Origin of the sequence: Pseudomonas alcaligenes (assembly GCF_041729615.1) — a bacterium.
Taxonomy (GTDB): Bacteria; Pseudomonadota; Gammaproteobacteria; order Pseudomonadales; family Pseudomonadaceae; genus Aquipseudomonas; species Aquipseudomonas alcaligenes_B.
On record NZ_CP154874.1, the window covers coordinates 1,590,750 to 1,610,295 of the forward strand.

Below are 19,546 nucleotides of genomic sequence, written 5' to 3' on the forward strand. Positions count from 1 at the left end.
ACCGCGCCGAAACGACAACGGGGCCCGCAGGCCCCGTTGTCGTTGGCAGCAAGCGCTTACTGCGCCAGCTTCTTGTAGCGCACCCGGTGCGGCTGGCTGGCCGCATCGCCGAGGCGCTTCTTGCGATCGGCCTCGTACTCGGTGTAGTTGCCCTCGAAGAACACCACGCTGCCGTCATCCTCGTAGGAGAGGATGTGGGTGGCCACGCGGTCGAGGAACCAGCGATCGTGGGAGATCACGATGGCGGCGCCGGGGAAGTCCAGCATGGCCTCTTCCAGGGAGCGCAGGGTTTCCACGTCGAGGTCGTTGGACGGTTCGTCGAGCAGCAGCACGTTGGCGCCCTGCTTCAGGGTCAGGGCCAGGTGCAGGCGGCCCCGCTCACCACCGGAGAGGTCCTTGACGAACTTCTGCTGGTCGCCGCCCTTGAAGTTGAAGCGGCCGACGTAGCCGCGCGACGGCACCTCGTAGTTGCCGATCTTGATCATGTCGAGGCCGTCGGACACCGCTTCCCACACGGTCTTGCTGCCGTCCAGGTCGTCGCGGCTCTGGTCCACGCAGGCCAGCTGCACGGTATCGCCGATCTCGATGCTGCCGGAATCCGGGGTTTCCTTGCCCATGATCATGCGGAACAGGGTCGACTTGCCGGCGCCGTTGCCGCCGATCACGCCGACGATGGCACCCTTGGGCATGCTAAAGGACAGATTGTCGATCAGCACGCGATCGCCATAGCCCTTGCTGACGTTCTTGAACTCGATGACCTTGTCGCCCAGGCGCGGACCGGCCGGGATGTAGATCTCGTTGGTCTCGGCGCGCTTCTGGAATTCCTGCGACTGCATCTCCTCGAAGCGCTGCAGGCGCGCCTTGGACTTGGCCTGGCGGGCCTTGGCGCCCTTGCGCACCCACTCCAGCTCTTCCTTCATGGCCTTCTCGTGGGCCGACTGCTGCTTGGATTCCTGCGCCAGGCGCTCGGACTTGGCTTCCAGCCAGCCGGAGTAGTTGCCCTCGTAGGGAATGCCGGCGCCGCGGTCGAGCTCGAGGATCCAGCCGGCGACGTTGTCGAGGAAGTAGCGGTCGTGGGTGATGGCCACCACGGTGCCCGGGAAGTCGTGGAGGAAACGCTCCAGCCAGGCCACCGAGTCGGCGTCCAGGTGGTTGGTCGGCTCGTCCAGCAGCAGCATGTCGGGGGCCGACAGCAGCAGGCGGCACAGTGCCACGCGACGCTTCTCGCCACCGGACAGGTGTTCGACCTTGGCGTCCCACGGCGGCAGACGCAGGGCGTCGGCGGCGACTTCCAGCTGGCGCTCCAGGTTGTGACCGTCAGAGGCCTGCAGGATGGCCTCCAGCTTGGCCTGCTCGGCGGCCAGGGCGTCGAAGTCGGCGTCCGGCTCGGCATAGGCGGCGTAGACCTGGTCCAGGCGCGCCTGGGCATCCTTGATCTGACTGACGGCCTCTTCCACCACTTCGCGCACGGTCTTGCTCGGGTCGAGCTGCGGCTCCTGCGGCAGGTAACCGACATTGATGCCCGGCATCGGGCGGGCTTCGCCGTCGAACTCGGTGTCGACACCGGCCATGATGCGCAGCAGGGTCGACTTACCGGCGCCGTTGAGGCCGAGCACGCCGATCTTGGCGCCCGGGAAGAACGACAGGGAGATGTTCTTGAGGATTTCCCGCTTCGGCGGCACTACTTTGCTCAGCCGATGCATGGTGTAGACGTATTGAGCCATGGAATGACCTTGATGAATAACCGATAAATGCGGCACCGGAGGGCGAACGACTGCGCCGAAACCCCGGTCGAATGGGCAGATTAGTCCTGCGCCCGCGCGCGTGCGGCAAAGCTACCGGAATGCTCGCCGTGGGGCAAACCGGGCGACGGGCAGTAATGGCACTTGGCCGCATTTCCGGGCATGCTAGGCGGCTCTTGTCGCCCGCTCCTTGCCTCCGCTACGGCAGCCTCATCAGCAGGGTCTAACGCGTTGTCACTATCCCGCCGCTACTTTTCTCGCCCGCCCCGCGACCCGCTCGCCCGTCCCGTGCGTAGCTCGCTGAAGGGTGCCCTGGCGTTGCTGGTGGCGTTGATGCTGGGCCTGCTGCTGTGGCAGCTGCACCAGGAGACGCGGCAGCTCGAAGATGGCCAGCGCCAGCGCAGCCTCGAGCATGCCAGCCAGCTGCGCGATCACCTGTCCCTGGTGCTGCGGCTCAAGGCCGAGGCCGGGCAGACCTTCCTGGCCAGCCACGCGACCACGCCGCCACCAGCTGCCGGGCTGCCGCAGCTGCTGCAGAATCTGCGCGGCATCTACCCGGCACTGCACAGCCTGGCCTGGCTGGACGCCAGTGGCCAGGTCCTGGCCGACAGCGCCCCGGGCAGCAGCGACCTGGCCCAATCCGCGCGCCAGCCCTATCACTACACCTACTCGGCGCAGGCCGGCGGGCTGATCCTGCTGCGCCTGGCCCAGCCGCAGGCCGCGGGCAGCTGGCTGGTCCGCCTGCGCCCGGCGGCCCTGGGCAACTGGCTGCCGCAACAACCGGCCGACCTGCCCTGGTTGCTGCAGGATGTACACAGCGCACAGACGCTGCTACGCCTGCCGGCAGCGACGACCGAGCAGCGCGCCAGCAGCCGGCAACAGAGCATCGCCCAGCTGCCCGTAGCCGGCAGCGACTGGCGCATCGAGGCATTGTTCGATGCCGCGCGCCTGCGCAGCGAGTTGCTGCCCCTGCAGGCCGGCAAGCTGCTGCTGTTCATTCTCTGCGCCGCCCTGGCCCTGCTCGCCCTGTTCGGCCTGCTGCGCGAACAGCGCAGCCTGCACGCCTACCATGCGCTGTCGCGGCGCTCCCTGGAGGACGCCATCGGCGCCCTCGGCGCCATCGACGAATGCGTGCTGGTCACCCAGCCGGACGGTCGCATCAGCTACCTCAACCCGCGTGCCGAACAGATGTTCGGCCTGGACCTGGCCGGCGCCAGCCAGATGCACCTGCTGGAGCTGCTGCCGGCACTCAAACCCTGGCTGGACAACAGCTTCCACGAGCAGGGCGAGCCCATCGAGCTGCTGCAGGACGGCCGCACCCGCCTGTTCGACGCCACCTGCCACGCCCTCTACACCGACAACCCCGAGCCCGGCCGGGCCTGGGTGCTGCGCGACGTCACCGAGCGCCAGCAGAACCTGCGCGTGCTGCAGGACACTCGCCGGCGCTACCAGGACATCTTCGAGGGCAGCGGTGTGGCGCTGTGCGTGCTCGATTTGTTCGACCTGCGCGACTACCTGGAGGCCCAGGGCCTGCGCCACAGCGCCCAGCTGCTGCCCTGGCTGGAGCAGGACGAACGGCGTCATGCCGAGCTGCTCGGGCAGGTGCGCATCAGCGAGGTCAACCGGGTGGCGCTACAGCTGCTCGGCCTGGACAGCCCGGACGAGGTCTGGGGCCACCTGATCGGCGGCAGCCCGCTGCGCCCGGGCGGCTCGCGCCATGCACTGATCTGCGCCCTGCTCGACGGCAACCGCGACATGATGGTCGAGAGCCGCATGAAGACCCCGCAGGGGCACGAGCGCTATCTCTGGCTGACCCTGCAGCTGCCGCGCCGGCGCGAGGAGCTGCGCGCGGTGACCCTGAGCATCCACGACATCACCAGCCGCAAGCGCGTCGAGCTGTCGCTGGTCGAGCGCGAACGCTTCTGGTCCGACGTGCTGCGTGCGGTGCCGGACACCCTCTACGTGCACGACATGAGCAACCTGCGGGTGCTGTTCAGCAACAACCGCCTGGGGCCCGACCTCGGCTACAGCAAGGAAGAGCTGCGCCAGCTGGGCGACAGGTTGTGGGAGAAGATCCTCCACCCGGACGACGTCGAGCTGTACCAGCGCATGCGCAATCTGCAGAAGGTGGTCGGCAATGGCCAGCTGCTGCAGTGCCAGCTGCGCTGGCGGCACCGCGACGGCAGCTGGCACTGGTTCGAGATCCGCGAGCACGCCCTCAGCCGCGACCGCCACGGCCGGGTCAGCCGCCTGATCGGCGTGGCCAAGGACATCACCGGCGAGATCGCCGCCCAGGCCAGCCTGCGCGACAGCGAACGGCGCTACCGCCTGCTGGCGGAAAGCATCAGCGACGTGATCCTGTCCAGCAACAGCGAGCTGCAGATCAACTACGTCAGCCCCTCGTCGCAGGCCTTCTTCGGCTACAGCCCGGAATGGCTGCTGGAGAACGGCCTGCTCGGCACCGTGGCCAACCCGCGCCAGCTGGCCAGCCTGCTGCAGCTGATCGAGGAGCTGCGCCAATCCCTCGGCGAGCACGACAAGCTGCTCGGCCTGCAGGAACGCCTGAGCGGCAAGCCCTTCGTCTTCGACTGCCTGCGCGCCGACGGCCGCAAGATCACCGTGGAGATGCGCCTGACCCTGATGTGGGACGAGCAGGAGCGCTTCGAGGGCGTACTCGGCATCGGCCGCGACATCACCCAGCAGCGCCGCGCCGAGCGCGACCTGCGCATGGCCGCCACGGTGTTCGAGCACTCCACCGCGGCCATCCTGGTCACCGACCCGGCCGGCTACATCGTGCGCATCAACGAAACCTTCCAGCGCATCACCGGCTACGCCGGCGCCGAGGTGCTCGACCAGCTGCCGCGCATGCTCACCGCGGACCGCCAGCAGGCGGCGCAGCTCACCTACATCCTCGCCCAGCTCAACCAGCAAGGCAGCTGGGAAGGCGAGCTGTGGCTCAAGCGCAGGAACGGCGAGCAGTACCCGGCCTGGGTCGGCATCACCGCGGTGCAGGACGACGACGGCGACCTGGTCAGCTACGTGTGCTTCTTCAACGACATCAGCGAGCGCAAGGCCAGCGAGCAGCGCATCCACCGCCTGGCCTACTACGATGCCCTGACCCTGCTGCCCAACCGCACCCTGTTCCAGGACCGCCTGCACACCGCCCTGCAGCACGCCGAACGGCACGCCGAGTGGGTGGTGCTGATGTTCCTCGACCTCGACCGCTTCAAGCCGATCAACGACTCCCTCGGCCATGCCGCCGGCGACCGCATGCTCAAGGACGTGGCCGTGCGCCTGGCCGCCTGCGTCGCCGAGGACGACACGGTGGCGCGCATGGGCGGCGACGAGTTCACCCTGCTGCTGCAACCGCGCAACACCCGCGAGGGCGCGCTGAACCGGGCCATCCACGTGGCCGAGCAGATCCTCGCCAGCCTGGCCCAGCCGTTCGTCCTGCAGGGCCGCGAGTTCTTCGTCACCGCCTCCATCGGCATCGCCCTGGCGCCGCAGGACGGCGACGAGCTGAGCCAGCTGATGAAGAACGCCGACACCGCCATGTACCACGCCAAGGAGCGCGGCAAGAACAACTTCCAGTTCTACCAGGCGGAGATGAACGCCACCGCGCTGCAGCGCCTGGAACTGGAGAGCGACCTGCGCCACGCCCTGGAGCAGGGCCAGTTCCAGCTCTACTACCAGCCGCAGCTGTCCGGCGATGGCAAGCGCCTGACCGGCGTCGAGGCGCTGCTGCGCTGGAGCCATCCGCGCCGTGGCCTGGTGGCGCCCAACGAGTTCATCCCGGTACTGGAGGAGCTGGGCCTGATCGTCCAGGTCGGCGACTGGGTGATCACCGAGGCCTGCCGCCAGCTCAGAGCCTGGCACGAGGCCCGGGTGCGCGTGCCCAAGGTCTCGGTGAACCTGTCGGCCCGCCAGTTCGGCGACGGCCAGCTGGGCATGCGCATCTCCCGCATCCTGCGTGACAGCGGCCTGCCGCCGGCCTGCCTGGAGCTGGAGCTGACCGAGTCGATCCTGATGCGCGACGTCGGCGAGACCCTGCAGATGCTGACCAGCCTGAAGAAGCTCGGCCTGTGCATCGCGGTGGACGACTTCGGCACCGGCTACAGCTCGCTCAACTACCTCAAGCAGTTCCCCATCGACGTGCTGAAGATCGACCGCAGCTTCGTCGACGGCGTGCCCGGCGGCGAGCAGGACGCGCAGATCGCCCGCGCCATCATCGCCATGGCCCACAGCCTGAACCTGGCGGTGATCGCCGAGGGCGTGGAGACCCAGGAGCAGCTGGACTTCCTGCGCGAGCACGGCTGCGACGAGGTGCAGGGCTACCTGTTCGGCAAGCCGATGGCGGCCGCCCAGTTCGAGGCGCTGTTCGGCGGCAACGCCCTGTTCGTGCTCAGCTGAACGGCCCGCGCCGGCGCAGGGTGAACACCGCTTGTCCGCCACTTGACCGCCTTTCATGTGCCAGGGCGCGGCACATCGGGTAGAATGCGCGCCTCCCTTTTACCGCCCGCTGATAGATCAGGTGACCACCATGTTCAGCCGTGATTTGACCATTGCCCGCTACGATGCCGAACTCTTTGCCGCCATGGAGCAGGAAGCCCAGCGCCAGGAAGAGCACATCGAGCTGATCGCCTCCGAGAACTACACCAGCCCGGCGGTGATGGAAGCCCAGGGCAGCGTGCTGACCAACAAATACGCCGAAGGCTACCCGGGCAAGCGCTACTACGGTGGCTGCGAGTACGTCGACGTGGTCGAGCAACTGGCCATCGACCGCGCCAAGCAGCTGTTCGGCGCCGACTACGCCAACGTCCAGCCGCACGCCGGCTCCCAGGCCAACGCCGCCGTCTACCTGGCCCTGCTCTCGGCCGGCGACACCATCCTCGGCATGAGCCTGGCACACGGCGGCCACCTGACCCACGGTGCCTCCGTGTCCTCCTCCGGCAAGCTGTACAACGCCGTACAGTACGGCATCACCGACGCCGGCCTGATCGACTACGACGAAGTCGAGCGCCTGGCCGTCGAGCACAAGCCGAAGATGATCGTCGCCGGCTTCAGCGCCTACTCCCAGGTGCTGGACTTCGCCCGCTTCCGCGCCATCGCCGACAAGGTCGGTGCCTACCTGTTCGTCGACATGGCCCACGTGGCCGGCCTGGTCGCCGCCGGCGTGTACCCGAACCCGGTGCCCTTCGCCGACGTGGTCACCACCACCACCCACAAGACCCTGCGCGGCCCGCGCGGCGGCCTGATCCTCGCGCGCAAGAACGAGGAGATCGAGAAGAAGCTCAACTCCGCGGTCTTCCCGGGCGCCCAGGGTGGCCCGCTGGAGCACGTGATCGCCGCCAAGGCCATCTGCTTCAAGGAAGCCCTGCAGCCCGAGTTCAAGGCCTACCAGCAGCAGGTGGTGAAGAACGCCCAGACCATGGCCAGCGTGTTCATCGAGCGCGGCTTCGACGTGGTCTCCGGCGGCACCCAGAACCACCTGTTCCTGCTCTCGCTGATCAAGCAGGACATCACCGGTAAGGACGCCGACGCCGCCCTGGGTCGCGCCTACATCACCGTGAACAAGAACAGCGTGCCGAACGACCCGCGCTCGCCCTTCGTCACCTCCGGCCTGCGCATCGGCACCCCGGCCGTCACCACCCGCGGCTTCAAGGAAGCCGAGTGCAAGGAGCTGGCCGGCTGGATCTGCGACATCCTGCAGAACATGGGCGACGAGTCCGTGGTCGACGCGGTGCGCGAGAAGGTCAAGGCGATCTGCGCCAAGTTCCCGGTCTACGGCAACTGAGCCTGACGCGACAGGAAAAGCCCGGCACCCGCCGGGCTTTTTCGTATCGGCGACCGGCAGAGCAGCCGGGCCGAGGCTTGGCTATAGTGGACAAAACCACAGAGGAAACCCGTCATGAGTGATACGACCACCGAGCGTCGGCGCTTCCAGCGCATCGCCTTCGACGCCGCCACCGAGCTCGCCCAGGGTGAGCGGCGCTGGACGGTTGCGCTGCACGATGTGTCGCTCAAGGGCCTGCTGGTCAAACGCCCGCGTGACTGGAACGGCGATCCGCACATGCCGTTCGACGCCACCATCAACCTGGATGCCGAGACCCGCCTGCAGATGGAAGTGGTGCTGACCCGCACCCGCGACGACCTGCTCGGCTTCGTCTGCCGGCATATCGACCTGGAGTCGATCAGCCACCTGCGCCGCCTGGTGGAGCTCAACCTGGGCGACGAAAGCCTGCTGGAGCGCGAACTGGCCGCCCTCGGCGAGGAAGACTGAGCGCACCGGCCACCAGGCCGGCGCCTTGCTTCCCGCCTAACGCTGGCGCGGCGCGGCCACCGGCTTCTGCCACCAGCGCCGGGCCTGTACCCGACGCGCGCCCAGACTCGCCTCGCGGCGCTGTTCGATGCTGTCGCACGGGCGCCCCGGCTCGTAGTTGAGGGTTCTGGCGAAGAAGTCGAAGAAAAGGAACATGGGCCATCTCCTTGTCATGAACATGACGCCATGCTCGCCCTCGGCCAGCGCCGAATAATTGACCTGCGGCAAAGGCGGCCAAGGCGAAACAGCGACAGAGCGCCGCAGGGCCCTACTCGAACAACGCGTCCAGCGCCTGCTCCAGGCGCGTGACGGCGATCACCTGCAGTCCCTTCGGCGATTCCTTGGGCGCATTGCCCTTGGGCACTATGGCGCGCTTGAAGCCGTGCTTGGCCGCCTCCTTCAGCCGCTCCTGGCCGCTCGGCACCGGGCGGATCTCGCCGGACAGGCCGATCTCGCCGAACACCAGCAGGTCGTGCGGCAGCGGCTTGTTGCGCAGGCTGGAGATCACCGCCGCCATCAGCGCCAGGTCGGAAGCGGTCTCCAGCACCTTGACCCCGCCGACCACGTTGAGGAACACGTCCTGGTCGTAGGTGGGGATGCCGCCATGCCGGTGCAGCACGGCCAGCAGCATGGCCAGGCGGTTCTGGTCCAGGCCCAGGGTCACCCGCTTGGGGTTGGCCATATGACTGGTGTCGACCAGCGCCTGCACCTCCACCAGCATCGGCCGGGTACCTTCCCAGGTGGCCATCACCACGCTGCCGGGCACCGCTTCCTGGGCGCGGGTGAGGAAGATCGCCGAGGGGTTGGTGACTTCCTTGAGGCCCTTGTCGGTCATGCCGAACACGCCCAGCTCGTTGACCGCGCCGAAGCGGTTCTTCACCGCCCGCAGCAGGCGCAGGCGGCCGTCGGACTCGCCCTCGAAGTAGAGCACCGTATCGACCATATGCTCCAGCACGCGCGGGCCGGCCAGGGCGCCCTCCTTGGTCACGTGGCCGACCAGGAAGATCGCCGTGCCGCTCTGCTTGGCGTAGCGCACCAGCAGCGCCGCGCTCTCGCGCACCTGGGCCACGCCGCCGGGGGCGGATTGCAGCTGCTCGGTGAAGATGGTCTGGATCGAGTCGATCACCATCACCTTGGGCTGCTCGCGGCGCGCCACCTCGATGATCGATTCGATGCAGGTCTCGGTCATCACCTTGAGCTTGTCCTGCGGCAGCTCCAGGCGCCGCGCGCGCATGGCCACCTGCTGCTGCGATTCCTCGCCGGTCACATACAGCGCGGGGAGCCTCTGGGCGATATTGCACAGGGTCTGCAGCAGGATGGTCGACTTGCCGATGCCGGGGTCGCCGCCGATCAGCACCACCGAGCCATCCACCAGGCCGCCGCCGAGCACCCGGTCCAGCTCGCCGGAGACGGTGGAGAAGCGCGGCACCTCCTCGACGCTGACCTCGGCCAGGGTCTTGATCTGCGCCTGCTGCCCAGCCCAGCCGCCACGCCCGGAGGGTGCCGCGGCGCCACCGCTCTCGATCACGGTCTCGGTCAGGGTGTTCCAGGCCCCGCACTCGCCGCATTGCCCGGCCCACTTGGGAAAGGTGGCGCCGCACTCGGTGCAGCCATACATGCGCTTGGCCTTGGCCATGGAACTCTCCGCCCGCTGGAAAAGCGCCGATCATAGCGCGGCGCGTTCAGGGACGCTCGGGCGGGGCGGCGGCCTGGCGCTCGCGCAGCCTCTGCTCGGCCAGCTTGTAGACCACGTAGTACTTGTAGATGTTGCCCACGTAATCCACCGTCTCGCGCCCGACGATGCGAGCGGCGGCCTGTTCGACATTGCCGAACCAGACATTCGGGTCAAGCCCGGACTTCTCCGCCAGGCGGCGGAACTTCATCAGGTTGCCGGGGCCGGCGTTGTAGGCGGCGAAGCTGAGCAGCAGGCGGTTGACCGGGGTGATCTCGGCGTCCTTGAGGTAGGTGTCGGCGATCAGCCGCAGGTACTTGCTGCCGGCTTCGATATTGCGATCGGCACTGCTCTCGACACCCTGGATGCCCAGCTCCTTGGCCGTGCTCGGCAACAGCTGCATCACGCCGACCGCCCCGGCCCGGCTGCGCGCGCCCTGATCCAGCTGCGACTCCTGGAAGCCCTGGGCCATCAGCAGCAGGTGATCGAACTCATAGGTGCCGGCGTGCTTCTCGAACAGCCCGACCAGCGCCTTGAACTTGCGCATTTCCGCCTCGGAGGTGGCATTGAGGATGCGCTCGCTGTTGCGGAAATAGCGCCGCAGCATGATGTTGCCGAACTCGGTGCCGATCTTGTGGCCCTTGCCGAAGGTGTTCAGCGCCTCCATGAGCTGCGGGCTGCCCTTGCGGATCGCCCAGCCGAGCTTGCCGCCCTCGTTGAGGAAGAAGGTCTCGGCAATCCGCAGGTCGCTGTACAGCGGCTGCCACAGGTTGGCGATATGGCGATCCGCCACGGTGATGCCATACAGGCCGGCATTGACCATCTGCAGCAGATCCTCGGTCTCCAGGTTCTCGTTGGCCGGCATGATCTTGACCGGTTCCAGGCCCCGGGCCCTGAAACGCTCGTTGAGCTGCACCAGGTGTTCGAAGTAGCTGCTCGAAGGCCGTACATAGACTTCCTGCCCGGCCAGATCCTCGATGCGCTCCAGCACGGGACCGCTGGGGCCGCTGACCACGGCCTCGCGAATATCGGAATAGACCGGATCGGTGAAATCCACGGTCTTCAGTCGCCCCTCGGTCTCGGTCAGGCCGCCGGCGGCGATATCGCCGTGCCCGGACAACAGCTTGGGCAGCAATTCATTGCGCGCGGTGGGGATGAACATCACCTGCCAGCGCTGCGACTTCTGGCCCAGCGGGCGATGCTGGTTGAGCCACTTCTCGAAGGCCTTGCCATACTCGTAGACCACGCCTTCCTGCTGACCGCGGTCGACCTGATAGAAGGTCTTGCTGTGCGGCACCAGGATGCGCACCGTACGGCTGGCGCGCATGCCATCCAGATCGCCGATCCAGGCCGGCGGCACCGGCAGCACCATGGCGTCCACTTCGGACTTCTCCGCCGCGCTCAGTTCGGCAGGCGGCAGGCTGCCGACCTCGCCACTGGCCGTGAGCGACCAGGTCATCAGCACAGAGGCCCACAGCAGTGCCAGCTTCATCAAAGCCTCCTCCACGCCAAAGCGGTGATAATGGGTCCTGAACGAGGATCACTGATGCAGATAGAACTTCACCCCACCAGCATTGACCAACTCCCGTTGATCGCCAACCTCTACCAGTACTATGCCTACGAGAGCTCCGACTGGGAGGGGGAAGAGGTCGAGACGGACGGCCGCTTCTATGTCCACGAGCCGCACCTGCGGCGCTACTGGAACGAGCCGCAGTGGAGCGCCAGCCTGATCCTGGCGGACGGCTTCATCGCCGGCTTCCTGCTGATCGAGCGCAGCGAACTGCCGGGGCTGGACGCCCTGGAGTTCGCCGACCTGTTCATCCTCAAGAAGTACCGCCGCCAAGGCATCGGCCGCGCCCTGGCGCAGCAGGTGCTGAGCGACGGGCAGACCTGGCTGGTACGTTGCTACCCCGACGACCGGGTGGCCGTGGCCTTCTGGCGCCAGGTCCTGGCGGAGCTAGCGCGGCCGGTACGGCAGATCGCCCTGGACGACGAACCGGAGCTGCTCAACTACCTGATCGGCCCCGCCGCTCACTGACCCGCGCAGCCATTGCCACAGCCACAGCACTGCCCGGCGGCGCGCTTGAGACGGCGCGCCAGCTGATCCTTGAGGCCGACGCGGGCCTGCTTGAGCAGCCCCAGGGCGGCATCGTCGAGCAGCTCGCTGCCCTCCTCAATGCGGCAGATGCGCTTGTCCAGCGCCTCGTATTCCTCGGCCAGGCGGGCGAACTCCGCGTCGTCCTGGCGCAGATGATGCAGCTGCTCGCGCAGCTCGGGGAAATCCTTGATCAGCGGGTGGTGTTCGACATGCATGGTGCAGGCTCCTGAGGTCAATGCCCCCACCCTAACCGGGCGCCGCATCCGGGCCATTGACCCGGATCAAGCCGACCGCCCGCCATCTCGGCGCTGCCGCTGGCGGCTACTGAGCTAGGCTGACAGGACATGCACCCGCAGGGAGTGAACGCCATGCCCCTCGAACACCACCCGCTGTCCCGCGAGTTTCCCGAATACCGCCAGCAGCTGCAGGCCCTGCACGCCAGCGATGCGCACTTCGCCCAGCTGGCGCAGCACTACGAGAGCCTGGACAGGCGCATCTACGAGATAGAGGACGGCCGCCAGGCCCTCGACGACCTGGCCCTGCAGGCCCTGAAGAACGAGCGGGTGGCGCTCAAGGACCAGATCGCCGAACGTCTGCGCAAGGCCAATGGTGCCGGCGGATGAGGGCGGCACCGGGATCGGAGGAGACAGCCCGGGCTTTTTTTGCTTAGCTTGGGACAAATCCAGCGAGAGCCGCTCCATGACTACAAACCCAGGTTGTTCCGCTTGCCGTGAGGGCAAGGGACTGGACTTCCCCATCAGCATGGCCTTCCAGCCGATCATCGACCTGCAGCGCCGCCAAGTATTCGCCCACGAGGCCCTGGTCCGCGGCAGCGCCGGCGAGTCGGCCGGCAGCCTGCTGGCGCGGGTCGACAGCGACAACCGCTATGCCTTCGACCAGAGCTGCCGGATCAAGGCCGTGGAGTGGGCCGCGCGCCTGCAGGTGCCGGCCATGGTCTCGATCAACTTCATGCCCAATGCCGTGTACCGCGCGGAGACCTGCATCCGCGCCACCCTGGAGGCGGCGGCGCGCTGCAACTTCCCGCTCGACCGCATCATCTTCGAGGTCACCGAGCAGGAGCAGGTGCTGGATATCCCGCACCTCACCGGCATCCTGCGCGCCTACCGCCAGCAGGGTTTCATGACCGCCATCGACGATTTCGGCGCCGGCTACGCCGGACTCAACCTGCTGGCCGACTTCCAGCCGGACCTGATCAAGCTGGATATGGATCTTATCCGCGGCGTGGATGGCGACCGGGTACGCCAGGTGCTGGTCGAAACCACCCTGGAGATGTGCCGCAAGCTCGGCATCCGCGTCATCGCCGAGGGCATCGAGACCCCCGCCGAGCTGGACTGCCTGCGCCAGATGGGGGTGGAGCTGTTCCAGGGCTACCTGCTGGCCAAGCCCGGTTTCGAGAACCTGCCCGAGGTGCATTACCCCGCTTAGCCCTTACACTGGACGACATAACCAGAAACCCAGGGAGTGAAACATGAGCATCCTCAGCGAATTCAAGGCCTTCGCGGTCAAGGGCAACGTGGTCGACATGGCCGTCGGCATCATCATCGGTGCCGCCTTCGGCAAGATCGTCAGCTCCTTCGTCGGCGACGTGGTGATGCCGCCGATCGGCCTGCTGATCGGCGGGGTCGATTTCAGCGACCTGGCCATCACCCTCAAGGCCGCCGAGGGCGACATCCCGGCCGTGATGCTGAGCTACGGCAAGTTCATCCAGACCGTGCTGGACTTCGTCATCGTCGCCTTCGCCATCTTCATGGGGGTCAAGGTGATCAACCGCCTCAAGCGCGAGGAAGCCGCCTCCCCGGCCGAGCCGCCGGCGCCGACCAAGGACCAGGAGCTGCTCACCGAGATCCGCGACCTGCTGAAGAACCAGCAGAAGCAGTAAAGAAAAACGGCGCCCAAGGGCGCCGTTTCCTTTTAGTGCTCGGGCGTAAGCAGCAGGCGGTTGACCCGCCGCTCGTGCACTTCCTCGACGCGCATGCGCCAGCCGGCGAACTCCACCTCGTCGCCCACCACCGGCAGGCGGTCGAGCAGGCTCATCACCAGCCCGGCCAGGGTCTGATAGTCCTCGGTGGCCTGGGCCTGCAGGCCGATGCGCGAGCGCAGCAGGGCCAGGTTGAGCGCGCCGCTGACGCGGAAACCCGCGCCATCCGGCTCGATGTCCGGGCCGTCCACCTCGCTGGCATCCGGCAGTTCGCCGGCGATGGCCTCGAGGATGTCGGTCAGGGTCAGCAGGCCCTCGAAACCGCCGAACTCGTTGACCACGAAGGCCACGTGGGTCGAGGCCTGGCGCATCTGCTCCAGGGCGCCGAGCACCGAGCAGCTGTCCGGCAGGTTGAGCGGCTGGCGCAGCAGACCCTCGATATCCGGCTCGCGCTGCTCCAGCAGCTCCTTGAGCAGTTCCTTCTTGTGCACGAAGCCCAGCGGCTCGTCGACCTGGCCATCCCGGATCACCAGCAGGCGCGAGTGCGGCGAGGCCAGCAGGGCCTGGCGGATCTGCTCGGGCTCATGGGCCAGGTCGATATGGTCGACCTGCACGCGGTCAGTCATCACCGTCTTGATCGACTGCTCGGCCAGGCCCAGCACGCCGCGGATCATCACCCGCTCGCGGCGGTCGAACAGCGCAGCCTCGCCGGCGCCACCTTCGAGCATGTCGGCGATCTCCTCGCCCACCTCGTCGGCCTCGACCTTGCCACCGAGCAGGCGCAGCACCGCGTGGGCGGTACGCTCACGCATGCCACGACCGTTCTGCAGCTGGCGCTTGCGCTTGTGCCGCACCAGCTGGTTGGCCAGCTCGATGAGGATGGAGAAACCGATGGCCGCGTACAGGTAGCCCTTGGGAATATGGAAGCCCAGGCCCTCGGCGGTGAGGCTGAAGCCGATCATCATCAGGAAGCCCAGGCACAGCATGATCACTGTCGGGTGGGCGTTGACGAAAGCGGTCAGCGGCTTGCTGGCGACGATCATCAGGCCGATGGAGATGATCACGGCGATCATCATCACTTCCAGATGCTCGACCATGCCCACCGCGGTGATCACCGCGTCCAGCGAGAACACCGCATCGAGCACCACGATCTGCGCCACCACCGGCCAGAACAGCGCGTAGGTGCGACGGCCGCCACTCGGCTGGTGGGTACGCCCCTCGAGGCGCTCGTGCAACTCCATGGTGGCCTTGAACAACAGGAACACGCCGCCGAACAGCATGATCAGGTCGCGTCCGGAGAAGCTCTTGCCGAACACCTCGATCAGCGGCTCGGTCAGCGTCACCAGCCAGGAGATGCTGGCCAGCAGGCCCAGGCGCATCAGCAGGGCCAGGCTCAGGCCGATAAGCCGCGCGCGGTCGCGCAGGTGGGGCGGCAGCTTGTCGGCGAGGATGGCGATGAACACCAGGTTGTCGATGCCCAGGACGATTTCCAGGACGATCAGCGTCAGCAGGCCGAGCCAGGCGGTGGGGTCGGCCATCCATTCGAAGATCATGCGCTCCTCCGGGCAGCCGTGAGCGCTGCGCGGACGCGGACATCGCGGCGCAGGGCGTGGCTATCGACGGAGTTCGGGGCAAGGCGCGCAAGGGCGCCAAGGGAGGGGTGGCCGCTCGGGGGCGGCTGGCAACAATCGCTGTCCATGGGTTCCGTGGAAGGGAAAAGGGAGCACCATGCTAACGGCTCACCCGCCCATTCCTAAGCCGGAAAAAGTTACCAATTCTTAACAGGCCGGCGTGCGGCGCCCTACCAGTAGTTCTCCACCGCCACCTGGCCGGGCCTGCGGGTCAGCGCCAGGTTGAGGTTGCGCGCCTTGAGCACGGCACGGGTGTCCTCGATCATCTGCGGGTTGCCGCAAAGCATGATGCGCGAGTGCTCGGGCTCCAGCGCCAGGCCGGCGGCGCGCTCCAGCTCGCCATTCTCGATCAGGCTGGTGATGCGCGCGTGCAGCGCGCCGGGCACCTGCTCGCGGGTCACCACGGGAATGTAGCGCAGCTTGTGCCCCGCGCCCTCCAGCCACTCGCGCTGCGGCAGCTCGGCGATCAGCTCCTGGTAGGCCAGCTCGCCGCGCTCGCGGGCGCTGTAGACCAGGACGATGCGCTCGAAGCGCTGCCAGGCTTCCAGGTCCTGCAGTATCGACAGGAAGGGCGCCAGGCCGGTGCCGGTGCCGATCAGCCAGAGATCGCGGCCGTCGGCGAAGCGGTCGAGGGTGAGAAACCCGGTGGCCTGCTTCTCCACCAGCAGCTCGTCGCCGGCACGCAGGCGGCTCAGCTCGCTGGTGAACTCGCCGCCGGGCACCACGATGGAGAATAACTCCAGGTAGTCGTCATGCGGCGCCGACACCACCGAGTAGGCGCGCCAGACGATGCAGCCGCTGGCCTTGCGCACGCCCAGGCGGACGAACTGCCCGGCGCGGAAGCGAAAGCCGGCGTCGCGGGTGCAACGCAGGCTGAACAGGCTGGGCGACCAGCTGCGCACCTCGGTGAGGGTCTGGCGAGTGAACTTCTCTTCGCTGGCGGTCATAATTCCCCCTTCATGCACGCTCCCGGCTCCTGTTCAGAAGTGGCGGCGCCAGGCCCTTATGCAACGACGCCCGGCCGACGCGCATCAGATCTTGTGCAGTCTCGCGCAAAGCGCCGCCTACAAACACCGACGGTTTCCATGCCTATTCTCGCCACGCCCTTCGCCCAGCTCGACCTGATCCGCCAGCCGGAGATGGCCAACGAACCGCTGCAGGCCTTCGATGCCGCCGACGAGTACCTGCTGGCCCACCTGCACGAGCAGGGCCTCGGGCCAGACAGCCGGGTACTGCTGCTCAACGACGGCTTCGGCGCCCTGGCCTGCTCGCTGGCGGCGCACTGCCGGGTGACCAGCAGCGGCGATTCGCACCTGGGCAATCTGGCCCTGCAGAAGAACCTGGCGCGCAACGGCCTGGCCGCCGACCGTGTCAACTTCGTGCCGGCCAGCGCAGTGGCCGAGGGGCCGTTCGACTGGGTGCTGATCCGCGTGCCCAAGACCCTGGCCCTGCTGGAGGAGCAGCTGATCCGCCTGCACGGCCAGCTCGCCCCCGGCGCGCGGGTGATCGCCGGCGCCATGATCAAGCACCTGCCGCGTGCCGCCGGCGACCTGCTGGAGCAGTACATCGGCCCGGTGCAGGCCTCGCTGGCGGTGAAGAAGGCGCGCCTGCTGACGGCCACGCCCGAGGCCCGGCCGGCGCCGGTATCGCCCTATCCCACGCGCTATCAGCTGGATAAACCGGCCATCGCGCTGCTCAACCACGCCAATGTGTTCTGCCGCGAAGGCCTGGATATCGGTACCCGCGCCTTCCTGCCGCATCTGCCGAAGTCACTGGTGCCGCAGCGGGTGGCCGACCTCGGCTGCGGCAACGGCGTGCTGGCCATCGCCTTCGCCCTGGCCAACCCACAGGCCGAGCTGACCCTGGTGGACGAGTCCTACATGGCCGTGCAGTCGGCCGAGGCGAACTGGCGCGCGGCACTCGGTGAGCGCCCGGCGACCTTCCGCGCCGCCGACGGCCTGGCCGACCAGCCCAGGGACTCGCTGGACCTGGTGCTGTGCAACCCGCCCTTCCACCAGCAGCAGGTGGTCGGCGACTTCCTTGCCTGGCGCATGTTCCAGCAGGCCCGCGCGGCGCTGGTCACCGGCGGCGAGCTGTGGATAGTCGGCAACCGCCACCTGGGCTACCACGCCAAGCTGGCCCGGCTGTTCCGCGGCGTGCAGCAGGTGGCGGCCAATCCCAAGTTCGTGGTGCTCAGGGCTACCAAGTAGCCGGCGATGTCTCTCTCCGGCTTCTCCCGGCGGAGCCAAGCCTCTGATTCAGCGGTTAAAAATTGCTTCCCCGGGGCCCGCTTTTGTTTTGACAGTGGCGCGAAGGCGCGGGTTAGAATCCGGCATGACCTCTGCATGCCCAGAGGCGCCCCACCCGCCCCTCTGCCCCGGAGTAAGCCTTGGACGCCAGCGCCATCAATAGCCTGTTTCTGATCGGTGCGCTGCTGGTGGGCATGAGCATCCTGGTCAGTGCATTCGGCTCGCGCTTCGGCATCCCGATTCTGGTGATCTTCCTCGCCGTCGGCATGCTGGCCGGCGTCGACGGCCCCGGCGGCATCGTCTTCAACGACTATTCCACCGCCTACTTGGTGGGCAACCTGGCGCTGGCGGTGATCCTCCTCGACGGCGGTATGCGCACCCGCGTCTCCAGTTTCCGCGTGGCCCTGTGGCCGTCGCTGTCGCTGGCCACCTTCGGCGTGCTGGTCACCGCCGGACTGACCGGCGTGGCCGCCGCCTGGTTGTTCGACCTGCACTGGCTGGAAGGCCTGCTGATCGGCGCCATCGTCGGCTCCACCGACGCCGCCGCGGTGTTTTCCCTGCTCGGCGGGCGCGGGCTCAACGAGCGGGTCAGCGCCACCCTGGAGATCGAGTCCGGCAGCAACGACCCGATGGCGGTGTTCCTCACCGTCACCCTGATCGACATGCTGATCAAGGGCCAGGCCGGCTTCAGCTGGAGCTTCGCCGTGCAACTGCTGCAGCAGTTCGGCCTCGGCGGTCTGTTTGGCCTCGGCGGCGGCTGGCTGCTGCTGCAGCTGGTCAACCGCATCAGCCTGGCCGGCGGCCTCTATCCGCTGCTGGTGGTCAGCGGCGGCCTGATCATCTTCGCCATCACCAACGCCGTCGGCGGCAGCGGCATCCTCGCCATCTACCTGTGCGGCCTGCTGCTGGGCAACCAGCCGATCCGCTCGCGCCACGGCATCCTGCACATGCTCGATGGCCTGACCTGGCTGTCGCAGATCGGCATGTTCCTGGTCCTCGGCCTGCTGGTCACCCCGCGCGAGCTGCTGCCGATCGCCCTGCCAGCCCTGGGCCTGGCGCTGTGGATGATCCTGTTCGCCCGACCATTGTCGATCTTCCTCGGCCTGCTGCCATTCCGTGCCTTCCACGACCGCGAGAAGGCCTTCATCGCCTGGGTCGGCCTACGCGGTGCGGTGCCGATCATCCTGGCCGTGTTCCCGTTGATGGCCGGGCTGGACAACGCCCAGCTGTTCTTCAACGTGGCCTTCTTCATCGTCCTGGTCTCGCTGCTGCTGCAGGGCACCAGCCTGCCCTGGGCGGCCAAGCTGATGAAGGTGACGGTACCGCCAGACCCGGCACCGATCTCGCGCGCCGGACTGGAGATCCATCCGACCAGCCAGTGGGAGCTGTTCGTCTACCGCCTCGGCGCGGAAAAATGGTGCATCGGCGCGCCGCTGCGCGAACTGAAGATGCCCGAGGGCACCCGCGTGGCCGCGCTGTTCCGCGGCGAAGAACTGCTGCACCCGTCCGGCAGCACCACCCTGGATGCCGGCGACATCCTCTGCGTGGTCGGCCACGAACACGACCTGCCGGCCCTCGGCAAGCTGTTCAGCCAGGCGCCGCAGCGCGGCCTGGACCTGCGCTTCTTCGGCGACTTCGTGCTGGAGGGCGACGCCCAGCTCGCCGCCGTCGCCACCCTGTACGGCCTCAAGCTCGGCGAGGAGGACGGCAGCCAGCCGCTGGGCCGCTTCATCGCCCACGAGATCGGCGGCGAGCCGGTGGTGGGCGACCAGGTGGAGTGGAACGGCCTGACCTGGACCGTGGCGCTGATGGAAGGGAACAAGGTGCGCAAGGTCGGCGTCAGATTCCCCGAAGGCCAGGGCAAGCCCGGCCCCGGCCTGTTCCTCTGAGCGTCCG

General features: G+C 67.5%; 16 protein-coding genes. 9 read left to right on the top strand and 7 right to left on the bottom strand.

The features are described 5' to 3' along the window. Window positions 1-56: 56 nt before the first annotated feature. On the bottom strand, window positions 57-1,724 hold the full coding sequence (gene ettA, locus AAG092_RS07750) for an energy-dependent translational throttle protein EttA (RefSeq protein WP_373389214.1): 1,668 nt from the start codon (window positions 1,722-1,724) through the stop codon (window positions 57-59). Window positions 1,725-2,075: 351 nt separating this feature from the next. Here ettA and AAG092_RS07755 point away from each other — a divergent pair, with 351 nt between their 5' ends. From AAG092_RS07755 to AAG092_RS07765, 3 genes are all read left to right on the top strand, one after another. Next, on the top strand, window positions 2,076-6,152 hold the full coding sequence (locus AAG092_RS07755) for an EAL domain-containing protein (protein WP_373389570.1): 4,077 nt from the start codon (window positions 2,076-2,078) through the stop codon (window positions 6,150-6,152). 130 nt (window positions 6,153-6,282) lie between these two features. Continuing rightward, complete coding sequence (glyA, locus tag AAG092_RS07760) at window positions 6,283-7,536, top strand: serine hydroxymethyltransferase (RefSeq protein WP_110683551.1); 1,254 nt, start codon at window positions 6,283-6,285, stop codon at window positions 7,534-7,536. 114 nt (window positions 7,537-7,650) lie between these two features. Continuing rightward, a complete protein-coding gene (locus AAG092_RS07765; protein WP_373389215.1) occupies window positions 7,651-8,022 on the top strand; it encodes a PilZ domain-containing protein in 372 nt (123 codons plus the stop codon). A 36-nt stretch (window positions 8,023-8,058) separates the two neighbouring features. On the opposite strand, the gene AAG092_RS07770 is transcribed toward AAG092_RS07765, so the two are convergent. The 3 genes from AAG092_RS07770 to AAG092_RS07780 all read right to left on the bottom strand — a co-directional run bounded on the left by AAG092_RS07770 (window position 8,059) and on the right by AAG092_RS07780 (window position 11,225). Further along, window positions 8,059-8,217, bottom strand: a complete 159-nt coding sequence (locus AAG092_RS07770) for a hypothetical protein (protein WP_181418803.1) — start codon at window positions 8,215-8,217, stop codon at window positions 8,059-8,061. Window positions 8,218-8,329: 112 nt separating this feature from the next. Continuing rightward, window positions 8,330-9,697: a DNA repair protein RadA gene (radA, locus tag AAG092_RS07775; RefSeq protein ID WP_373389217.1), complete on the bottom strand. Its 1,368-nt coding sequence runs from the start codon at window positions 9,695-9,697 to the stop codon at window positions 8,330-8,332. A 46-nt stretch (window positions 9,698-9,743) separates the two neighbouring features. Further along, on the bottom strand, window positions 9,744-11,225 hold the full coding sequence (locus AAG092_RS07780; RefSeq protein WP_373389218.1) for a transglycosylase SLT domain-containing protein: 1,482 nt from the start codon (window positions 11,223-11,225) through the stop codon (window positions 9,744-9,746). Window positions 11,226-11,279: 54 nt separating this feature from the next. Between AAG092_RS07780 and AAG092_RS07785 the strand changes: the two genes are divergently transcribed. After that, on the top strand, window positions 11,280-11,771 hold the full coding sequence (locus AAG092_RS07785) for a GNAT family N-acetyltransferase (protein WP_373389220.1): 492 nt from the start codon (window positions 11,280-11,282) through the stop codon (window positions 11,769-11,771). Here the strand turns inward: AAG092_RS07785 and AAG092_RS07790 are convergent. Further along, entirely contained in the window at window positions 11,765-12,046 is a 282-nt protein-coding gene (locus tag AAG092_RS07790) for a YdcH family protein (protein ID WP_373389221.1), read from the bottom strand. The genes AAG092_RS07785 and AAG092_RS07790 overlap by 7 nt on opposite strands. Before the next feature lie 153 nt (window positions 12,047-12,199). Between AAG092_RS07790 and AAG092_RS07795 the strand changes: the two genes are divergently transcribed. The 3 genes from AAG092_RS07795 (at window position 12,200) to mscL (ending at window position 13,731) form a co-directional block, all read left to right on the top strand. Next, on the top strand, window positions 12,200-12,454 hold the full coding sequence (locus tag AAG092_RS07795; protein WP_110683545.1) for a YdcH family protein: 255 nt from the start codon (window positions 12,200-12,202) through the stop codon (window positions 12,452-12,454). Between the two features lie 76 nt (window positions 12,455-12,530). After that, window positions 12,531-13,277: an EAL domain-containing protein gene (locus AAG092_RS07800; RefSeq protein ID WP_373389223.1), complete on the top strand. Its 747-nt coding sequence runs from the start codon at window positions 12,531-12,533 to the stop codon at window positions 13,275-13,277. Between the two features lie 43 nt (window positions 13,278-13,320). Beyond that, window positions 13,321-13,731 carry a large-conductance mechanosensitive channel protein MscL gene (gene mscL, locus AAG092_RS07805; protein WP_373389224.1) on the top strand — a complete coding sequence of 137 codons (411 nt, stop codon included), beginning with the start codon at window positions 13,321-13,323 and terminating at the stop codon, window positions 13,729-13,731. A 32-nt stretch (window positions 13,732-13,763) separates the two neighbouring features. On the opposite strand, the gene AAG092_RS07810 is transcribed toward mscL, so the two are convergent. Further along, complete coding sequence (locus AAG092_RS07810; protein WP_373389225.1) at window positions 13,764-15,323, bottom strand: transporter associated domain-containing protein; 1,560 nt, start codon at window positions 15,321-15,323, stop codon at window positions 13,764-13,766. A 248-nt stretch (window positions 15,324-15,571) separates the two neighbouring features. Further along, a complete protein-coding gene (locus tag AAG092_RS07815; RefSeq protein WP_373389226.1) occupies window positions 15,572-16,348 on the bottom strand; it encodes a ferredoxin--NADP reductase in 777 nt (258 codons plus the stop codon). Between the two features lie 138 nt (window positions 16,349-16,486). On the opposite strand from AAG092_RS07815, the gene AAG092_RS07820 reads away from it, so the two are divergent. Together AAG092_RS07820 and AAG092_RS07825 are read left to right on the top strand one after the other, a co-directional pair. Further along, on the top strand, window positions 16,487-17,611 hold the full coding sequence (locus AAG092_RS07820; protein WP_373389227.1) for a methyltransferase: 1,125 nt from the start codon (window positions 16,487-16,489) through the stop codon (window positions 17,609-17,611). A gap of 179 nt (window positions 17,612-17,790) precedes the next feature. Beyond that, entirely contained in the window at window positions 17,791-19,539 is a 1,749-nt protein-coding gene (locus AAG092_RS07825) for a potassium/proton antiporter (RefSeq protein WP_373389228.1), read from the top strand. Window positions 19,540-19,546: the final 7 nt, after the last annotated feature.

Bases quoted from the DNA above. Each gene is read 5' to 3' on its own strand.
- ettA (WP_373389214.1), bottom strand. From the start codon at position 1,724: ATGGCTCAATACGTCTACACCATGCATCGGCTGAGCAAAGTAGTGCCG.
- AAG092_RS07755 (WP_373389570.1), top strand. From the start codon at position 2,076: ATGCTGGGCCTGCTGCTGTGGCAGCTGCACCAGGAGACGCGGCAGCTC.
- glyA (WP_110683551.1), top strand. From the start codon at position 6,283: ATGTTCAGCCGTGATTTGACCATTGCCCGCTACGATGCCGAACTCTTT.
- AAG092_RS07765 (WP_373389215.1), top strand. From the start codon at position 7,651: ATGAGTGATACGACCACCGAGCGTCGGCGCTTCCAGCGCATCGCCTTC.
- AAG092_RS07770 (WP_181418803.1), bottom strand. From the start codon at position 8,217: ATGTTCCTTTTCTTCGACTTCTTCGCCAGAACCCTCAACTACGAGCCG.
- radA (WP_373389217.1), bottom strand. From the start codon at position 9,697: ATGGCCAAGGCCAAGCGCATGTATGGCTGCACCGAGTGCGGCGCCACC.
- AAG092_RS07780 (WP_373389218.1), bottom strand. From the start codon at position 11,225: ATGAAGCTGGCACTGCTGTGGGCCTCTGTGCTGATGACCTGGTCGCTC.
- AAG092_RS07785 (WP_373389220.1), top strand. From the start codon at position 11,280: ATGCAGATAGAACTTCACCCCACCAGCATTGACCAACTCCCGTTGATC.
- AAG092_RS07790 (WP_373389221.1), bottom strand. From the start codon at position 12,046: ATGCATGTCGAACACCACCCGCTGATCAAGGATTTCCCCGAGCTGCGC.
- AAG092_RS07795 (WP_110683545.1), top strand. From the start codon at position 12,200: ATGCCCCTCGAACACCACCCGCTGTCCCGCGAGTTTCCCGAATACCGC.
- AAG092_RS07800 (WP_373389223.1), top strand. From the start codon at position 12,531: ATGACTACAAACCCAGGTTGTTCCGCTTGCCGTGAGGGCAAGGGACTG.
- mscL (WP_373389224.1), top strand. From the start codon at position 13,321: ATGAGCATCCTCAGCGAATTCAAGGCCTTCGCGGTCAAGGGCAACGTG.
- AAG092_RS07810 (WP_373389225.1), bottom strand. From the start codon at position 15,323: ATGATCTTCGAATGGATGGCCGACCCCACCGCCTGGCTCGGCCTGCTG.
- AAG092_RS07815 (WP_373389226.1), bottom strand. From the start codon at position 16,348: ATGACCGCCAGCGAAGAGAAGTTCACTCGCCAGACCCTCACCGAGGTG.
- AAG092_RS07820 (WP_373389227.1), top strand. From the start codon at position 16,487: ATGCCTATTCTCGCCACGCCCTTCGCCCAGCTCGACCTGATCCGCCAG.